The sequence below is a fragment of the Sulfurimonas sp. genome, assembly GCF_026991475.1.
Taxonomy (GTDB): domain Bacteria; phylum Campylobacterota; class Campylobacteria; order Campylobacterales; family Sulfurimonadaceae; genus Sulfurimonas.
On the sequence record NZ_JALXBK010000019.1, the window covers coordinates 1 to 8,049 of the forward strand.

Here is an 8,049-nt window from a genome sequence, read left to right on the forward strand (position 1 = left end):
AGTAAAAATTTCTTTGTCTGCTCCAACTCATCCGCGGTAACACCCTCTTTTACAAACTTGGCTATGACATCTTTTACAGTCTTTTTTGCTTCATCCATAGTATCAAGTTTTGTTTGCAAATAACCTGTTAGGTAAGAGCTCGATTTACTCACATGCACTCTTGCATAAGCCGAATATGCAAGTCCGCGTTTTACGCGTATCTCTTCCATCAAACGACTACCAAATCCACCAGCACCAAGAATGAAAGTCGCTACTTTTGCTTTGTAGTAATCTTCATCATCTACAGCCATATTGTATGGTGAACCAAAGTAAATATATGCTTGTTTTGTGTCTCGTTTTAAGATGCTTGTCTGCGCTTTTGCACTTACATTGTAATGAGGAAGTGGTTCGCTTTCTCCTTTTGGCAGGAGTTTAAGAATTTTTTTGACTTTTTTCTTCACATCTGCCAAATCAACATCACCACCTACAACAACAATAGCCCGAGAGATAACAAGATGTTTTTTCACAAATCCCTCTACATCTTTGAGTGTAATCGTTGCTACACTTTTAGCTGTTCCTGCACTAGGATTTGCCAAAGGTGTGTTTGGAAATAGTAATTTTTTTAACTCATTTGATGCGACATAGTCATAGTCATTCTCTTTTTTACTCAAAGCTCCAATGGTCATCGTTTTTACTTTACTCAAAGCTGCATCAGAGTAGTTTGGATCTTTTAACAATTCACTCAAATACTTTACAGAGTTTGCAAATTCATCATTAAGTGAACTCATTTCAAGCACGAATGTCTCTGTTCCAGTATGTGCAGATATATGAATAGCACGAGATTCTAACTTATCTGCAAAGCCATTAGAACTTAATTTCTTTGTGCCTTCATTTAAAATCTTCGCTGAAAATTTTGCAAGTCCTGGAATTTTTTTATCTGTAATGCTTCCGCTGTTTGTAAAGACTATTTGTGTATTTACAAGAGGAAGTCTTGTATCTTTTTCAAAAATAAGAGGAACTTTGATGCCCTCAACTTCGATGCTATCTATTTTCGCTGCCATTAAAATCTGTCCTATTATTAAAAGTATAAAAACTATTTTTTTCATTATTTACTCAAATATCTCTAAAGTCTCATACGCTGTATTGCGTACTGCTGGTGTTTCACCTATATCTTTTATGAGGTCTATCATCTCATCTTTTGCCATACTAAACGCAGCGCCTGCAGAGCTTACAACATTCTCTTCCATCATCGTACTACCTAAATCATTTGCACCAAAATGCAGTGCCATCTGCCCAATGTAAGGCCCTTGGGTAACCCACGAGCTTTGAATATTTGGTACATTGTCAAGATAGAGTCTTGCCACAGCCAACAAACGCAGGTAACGGTTTGATGATGGCTTCTCCATATCTGGAATTTGTGCCAAAAGCTCTGTATTTTTACCTTGAAAGCTCCACATAATGAAGGCTCTAAAACCACCTGTTTCATCTTGAAGATTTCGTATCATATCAAAATGTTCTATAATGTCTTCATCACTCTCAACTGTTCCATACATCATAGTTGCAGTTGATTTTATGCCTAGTTTATGAGCTTTACGGTGAATATCTACCCACACATCCGAGTCAATCTTTTTTGGTGCAATGATGTCACGTACTTTATCTGAGAGTATCTCCGCACCAGCTCCAGGGATGGAAGCCAAACCTTTTGCTTTAAGACGCTCAAGCACTTCTTCAACCGATATACGAGAAACTTTAGCGATAAAATCAATCTCAATAGAGCTAAACCCATGAATGGTAATTGTCGGATATTTTTGATGAATATGCTCCACTAAATCCTCATACCACTCAATTTTAAGTTTTGGATGTACACCACCTTGAAAGAGTATTTGCGTACCACCAATTCCCAAAAGTTCATCTATTTTTGCATCTATTTCATCAAAGGTAAGTACATAAGCATCTGCATCTTTTTCATGACGATAAAATGCACAAAACTTACAATCGACCCAACAAATGTTAGTGTAGTTGATATTTCTGTCAATTACAAAAGTTGTAATTCCTTTTGGATGGAGCTCTTTTTTACGAGCCGTAGCCATTTTTCCAAGTGTTATTAAGTCTGCATTTTTGATTAAATCTAGTGCTTCTTCTTTTGTTAGTCTATTTTGCATTGTCCTGCTTTATCCGTAATTTTATCTAGTGCTTTATTCATCTTTTTTATTTTTTTAGCTGCGTTTAGCAGATGATGATTTGCCAGCCATGCGCCATCTCTATATGCCATTTTCACTTTGTCATCTGTGTCACGATAGACCAAGATACGAAGCGGCAAATCGAGTCCTACTGTCATATCTTGTTGCATTAAAGCGGTACCAAGTTTTGCATTTCCAAAAATGACCATTTTTGCTTCATTAAGCTTCATACCTACTGCGTTTGCATTGCCACTGTGGTTGATAACAGCAAAAACATGAAGTCCTTTTTTAGAAACTAAATTTTTAATGTGCCCTACAGTAGCATTTACACTGCAGTGACTCTCTTTTACAATAATATCGTTTGCAAAAAGGGAGAGTGTAAACGCAGCAATAAGTAGTATTTTTTTCACTATTTCCATCCTCTGTTTCTTGAACTTATTGATCTCTTTTTAAAGAAAATTCTATAAAGAACATAGAGTATAATCCATACTACAAAAATACCACCTAAAACCTGTAGCCAAGCTCCAAGATTTAATATTTTATTTAAAATTGAGTTATGCTCTTTTTTATCTATCTGCACATTAGCCATCTCTGCAATGTGCGTCATAGCAGAAACTGCTAAATTTCCTTTTGGAATATCTTTATGACACGAGAGACAAACACCTCGTCTGTCAAGTTTACTACGTTGCTCATTTGAGAGTGCGCCTGCCAAGTTCCAGTGATTATCTACCGTTTGTAAAAGTGTACCGTTTTCATCCACAAAACGGCTCCAATCTATTCCAAAATTATCAATTTTTGGCTTTTGAATTTTAAACTTTTTAGGTATCATTCTTCCATCAGCAGTTTTAAGACCTACATCCCACTCCTGCGTTTGATTGCCAAAAATCTTACCACCCTCGATGCCATAACCCATAGCTTGTGGATTTGTATGACAACTCTCACAACTTCTTGCCTCTTTTTGAACAGTGTGTGAATGCACCGCTGCCATTACAATTCCAGGTAATTTTTTCTTTGAATTTGGATGTTTATAATCTGGCATCATATATACATGGTTTTGCTGTACGGCTTTGCCATCTTTACCTATAACGGTAATGACCACCTGACACCCTGGCATAGCAGGAGAGATACGCCCTTCACCATTTTGCACAAGCGGTGGATTTTCCCAACGCAGATAACTTCGTGTCTCTGTTACTTTTCCTGCAATAAGATGTTTTCTTAAAGTACCTCGCATCTCTGCTGTTGTACCGTGCAGGTCATGATCATGTGCAGAAGCGAGCCAATCTGTACTTTTTTGCCCTTTAGAGTAGTCAATTTTCACATGACAACCATAACACTGCGGCACCCAAGTATCATGACAGGTATAGCACTCCATTTTATCATTATGCGCAGAAATTTCATCCATGGCAACTAAGCCTTTTTTAGAAATTTTCTCCTCTGCTTTGAGCTTTTTAAGTGGCTCAAGTTTCAAATCTTTTCCACTAGCAAGATGCACTATGACATCATTGCCTTGACGCACAACATTTTTGTAAGCATTTCCTCTCGCTGTTATAAGGTAACCATCTTGTGGTTTATAATGTGTACCTTTCATAAGGTATTTGGCTAAAGTTTTACTTACACCACGCCCTTTTCCTGTTGCAGGTTTTGTGGCAAACTCATCACCATATCCAAGTGGCAATTCCCATGGATATTTTTTTGTTGTTCCATGACAATCTTGACACTCTATTTCAACAGGTGCGAGTGTCGCTCCACTTATGAAGCCATCCCCATGCAGATCACGCGTCGTATGACAATCTTGACAAAGCATGCCATATTTTCTATGCACATCCTCTTTGAGGTGAATATAGTGTTTTGTATGAAGTTTAGGCTGTGCATTTCCTTTACTATCGTAAGTGGGAGAGTAATTTGTCTCCATCAATCCCTCATAACTCACACCAATTCTTTTACCACGATTATGACAAGTAGAGCATGTTTTTGTTGGAATACCCGTATAATTTATATCATCAACATGCACAACAGAATCTCTTGAGGATTGTATCTCATGTACAAGAAGATGTCCTTTTTGATTATGAGGAATTGTTTTATCATTTCCTTCATAAAAACCACTGTTTGAGTAAGGAATATGACAAGATGCACACCCTATACCTCGGTAATCTCCACGCTTTTGACGCCCTTTTCCACCAGTATGACAACGAAGACATTGATTTCTTAAGTATGTGTAGGCTGCAAGTTCAGGATGTGCTGTTGCTTCTTCGGCAGTCGGTGCACGTGGAATTTGTTTATTGGCTTTGGGATAAACTTGAGGGTTGAGTTTTGCTAACTTTTGCATATACTCTTGGTAAATTTTTGTTCCAAGTCTAGCATGAGGATCTGATGGATTTTTCGCATCATAGTTCGCCATATTATGCTCGTAACCTTCTAAGCCACCAAAGCTGTAGAGAACACCATGAATTTTTCCCTGCTCTGTCATCATAAGGTTGTTAAACTGTGCTTCAACCTGTTCTTTATGACACATACCACAAGTGTTTTGATTTATCCATGGACTCCCAGGTGCAGGATAAAACTCTTTTGGACCTTCATGATTTAAAAAGTAAGGTAATGTCCCTTTATGCGCCTTATTTTTATGTTTAGTTGCAGGATTTCCACCATGACAGATAATACAACTATTTTTCGCATACCCCGCCTCAGCCGCTTTTTTCGCTATTGCTTTTGCCATTCCTGTATGAGGCTCGCGTATATGCTCAATACCACCATGACATACAAGACAATTATTTGTCTTCGTAAAATCTGTTTTAGCAGACAAATAACTTGTAAAAAAAAGTGCTAAGAGCAGAAATATTTTCATAAAATCTACTTTTTATCTTTAGCTATTGCGTCTAAAACACCATTGATGAACTTAGGAGACTGCTCCGTTCCAAATGCCTTTGTAATCTCTACCGCTTCATTAATAACCACAGCAGAATCAAGTTCTGAAAAGAGAATTTCATAGGCCGCTAAACGTAGCGTTGCTCTCTCAATAGCACCCAAACGCTCAAAGTCCCAATCTTTAAGATGCGTAATGATGGCTTTGTCCACCGCTTCAAGATGATCCATCACACCTTCATACAAAGTGAGTGCAAAATCTTTTTGTTTGTTACGGATCTTCTTCTCTTCGAGTATCTCACTAGAGTGCTCAGATGTATTTCCATTGCCTAAATCGTACGCATAAAGCAGACTTACTACTGCCATTCTTGCTTGTTGTCTAGTTGCCATTACAGTGCCTCATACAGATCGAGCATTTCAATAACAACACCCATAGCTTCAAAACCTTTGTTTCCAGCTTTTGTTCCTGCACGCTCTATTGCCTGCTCAATTGTATCTGTTGTCAAAAGTCCAAACGCTACTGGTTTTTGGTACTTCAGACTCATTGAAGATATACCTTTTGTAGCCTCAGCTGCTACATAATCAAAGTGTGGAGTGCTACCACGAATAACCGCACCCAAAGCACAAATAGCATCATATTTACCACTTGCTAAAAGTTGATCAACAATCATAGGAAGCTCAAACGCCCCAGGCACTAAAACATGTGTTAAATCCTCTGAATTACCACCATGACGGTCAAATGCGTCTTTTGCACCCTCTACAAGTCTGTCAACTATAAAGTGATTCCATCTTGTGCTTACTATTGCAATTTTTTTGCCATTTATTACGCGTAATTTACCTTCAATTAAGTTCATTTTTTTCCTTTTTATTTAATTTCTTGAATTTTTTTAATTTTTGTCACTAGATTTTCTAACTCATCTAATTTTACCATATTTGGTCCATCAGAGAGTGCGATGCTTGGGTCAAAATGCGTCTCAAAAAAGAAACCATCGACACCCACTGCTGCTGCAGCGCTTGCAAGGTAAGGTACCATTGAGCTGTCTCCGCCTGTTTTGCCACCAAGCGCACCCGGCATCTGCACAGAGTGTGTCGCATCAAAAATGACCGGTGCAAAATTTCTCATAATGACTAGTGATCGCATATCTACAACAATGTTTCCATAGCCAAAAGAACTACCTCTCTCAGTTAAATAGACACCATGCTTTTGTGCATTTTCATAGCTTACTTCATCGCACCCACGTGTTTTGAGCACTTTCATTACCGAGTACTGCATATCTGGTGGGTTGATAAACTGCCCTTTTTTGATGTTGACCTCTTTGTCTGTCCTTGCACATGCTACAAGCAGATCTGTCTGACGGCATAAAAATGCAGGAATTTGAAGCATATCGACTACTTTAGCTACTGCGTTTACCTGTGCACTCTCATGTACATCAGTCACTACTTTGTAACCAAAGTCATCTTTTACTTTTTGCAAAATACGCAGCCCCTCTTCCATTCCCAGCCCACGAAATGAGTCTAAAGAAGTTCTATTTGCTTTGTCAAAACTTGCTTTAAAGTAAAAGTCTATCGCAGTGTCGTTTTCATATTTTTCTAACTCTTTTGCTATCTTAAAAATATTCTCTTCACTCTCAATAACACAAGGTCCTGCTAAAAGTTTCATAATTTTTTGCCTATTTATAAAATTTATTATATAATACCAGCATAGCAAAGAGGGTTAAACCCTCTTTAGCTCCAAGCTGACTTTAAGTCGCCAAACTATGAAAGTCAGCTTGAGGTGAAACTTTTTCATAAGTTTCTCCTTGTGCTGGTATTGTGCCCTGGCAAATTATATTTGTCAGGAGCATTCGCATTATAACAAAAACTTCCTAATTCTTACTTATCACGTGCCACCATGATTCCCGCAAATACAATCAAAATTATACCTAAAGAGCTCATCAAAGATGGTAAAGCATCTCCAAGCATTAAGCCCACTAAAATTGAAAACAAAATGTTAGTATAACTCACTGCTCCCACTATGCCTGCTTTTGTTTCACCATAGGCTTTTGTCATCAAGACTTGAGAGAGTGTTGCAAAGAGTCCCATGGCTATGACATAAAACCAGACGATGCCATGAGGCAGTACAAAATCACCCAACATAAAGTCTAATTCAGGTGCGTGAATATAGGGAGAAATCATAAACAGAAACACTGGGCCAATGGTACCAACACCCATAAAAGAGAGTACAATTGCACGGGTATCATAAAACTGTTTTAATTCTCTTACAGAAGTATATGCAAGAGCAGCTCCTACTCCTGAAAATATACCAAGCCAGTCATATTTACTAAACCCAAAACCACTTGGCTGCGTTATAAAAACGATGCCAATAAAACCAACAAAAACAGCAATCCATGCCTTGATGCTCAACTTCTCCTTTAAAAATAACCAAGCAAAAATAGCGGTAAAAATAGGAGAGGTTTTTGAGTAGGTCATCGCATCTCCAAGTGAAATATGTGCGATGTTGTAAAAAAAAGCAAGCAGTGCCACAAAACCCATAAATCCACGAAAGAAGAGTAAAAGCGGCTTCCCGCCTACATGCTGCATGGGACGCTTTAAAATCGCCGCTCCAACAATGAGCACTCCTGCAACATTTCTAAAAAAAACCACTTCAAGAGAGCTCATACTCTCAGAGGCAAGTTTAGCAAAAGCACCCATTATGGCAAATGTAAAACTTGCGATGAGCATATACTGCACACCTTTATTGAGGTTTGAAAATCGCTTGAGCATTTAGAAGTCCAACTTGTAAGAAAATATTAGACTTCTTTCATAACCTAAATATACTTCAGCATTTTATAGAGAGTTTTAATCAAGGCAGATGTTCTTCAGCGTAGCCGCAGCTACGGTGGAGGTTATCTAACGCAGAGTAAAGCTCTCTATAAATTGCCCAAAGGGAGGGATAAAAAAAGCGAAATTGCACAAAACTTTTCCTCACCGTAGCTACGGCTACGCTTCAAAAAAGATTTTGCACAATTTCATCTTTTTTTCTTCCCTCTGA

At 38.1% G+C, this 8,049-nt stretch carries 8 protein-coding genes; all 8 read right to left on the reverse strand.

Annotated features, from left to right (window positions below; translation table 11 throughout):
* Window positions 1–1,085: M16 family metallopeptidase (locus tag MV589_RS01500; RefSeq protein ID WP_297431357.1), on the reverse strand; the 1,085-nt coding region annotated here is incomplete at its 3' end.
* A gap of 3 nt (window positions 1,086–1,088) precedes the next feature.
* Complete coding sequence (locus tag MV589_RS01505; protein WP_297431360.1) at window positions 1,089–2,141, reverse strand: dehypoxanthine futalosine cyclase; 1,053 nt, start codon at window positions 2,139–2,141, stop codon at window positions 1,089–1,091.
* Window positions 2,126–2,569 carry a DUF302 domain-containing protein gene (locus MV589_RS01510; RefSeq protein ID WP_297431362.1) on the reverse strand — a complete coding sequence of 148 codons (444 nt, stop codon included), beginning with the start codon at window positions 2,567–2,569 and terminating at the stop codon, window positions 2,126–2,128. The genes MV589_RS01505 and MV589_RS01510 overlap by 16 nt, the downstream gene beginning before the upstream one ends.
* Complete coding sequence (locus MV589_RS01515; RefSeq protein WP_297431364.1) at window positions 2,569–5,001, reverse strand: multiheme c-type cytochrome; 2,433 nt, start codon at window positions 4,999–5,001, stop codon at window positions 2,569–2,571. The genes MV589_RS01510 and MV589_RS01515 overlap by 1 nt, the downstream gene beginning before the upstream one ends.
* A gap of 5 nt (window positions 5,002–5,006) precedes the next feature.
* Window positions 5,007–5,408 carry a transcription antitermination factor NusB gene (nusB, locus tag MV589_RS01520; RefSeq protein WP_297431366.1) on the reverse strand — a complete coding sequence of 134 codons (402 nt, stop codon included), beginning with the start codon at window positions 5,406–5,408 and terminating at the stop codon, window positions 5,007–5,009.
* The gene (gene ribH / locus MV589_RS01525) at window positions 5,408–5,872 is read right to left on the reverse strand and encodes a 6,7-dimethyl-8-ribityllumazine synthase (protein WP_297431368.1); all 465 of its coding nucleotides are present in this window, start codon (window positions 5,870–5,872) and stop codon (window positions 5,408–5,410) included. Before ribH ends, nusB begins: the two co-directional genes overlap by 1 nt.
* An 11-nt stretch (window positions 5,873–5,883) precedes the next feature.
* Window positions 5,884–6,681, reverse strand: coding sequence for a 3-deoxy-8-phosphooctulonate synthase (gene kdsA / locus MV589_RS01530; protein WP_297431373.1), 798 nt, complete (start codon window positions 6,679–6,681; stop codon window positions 5,884–5,886).
* A 209-nt stretch (window positions 6,682–6,890) separates the two neighbouring features.
* On the reverse strand, window positions 6,891–7,781 hold the full coding sequence (locus MV589_RS01535) for a DMT family transporter (protein ID WP_297431371.1): 891 nt from the start codon (window positions 7,779–7,781) through the stop codon (window positions 6,891–6,893).
* Window positions 7,782–8,049 lie beyond the last annotated feature (268 nt).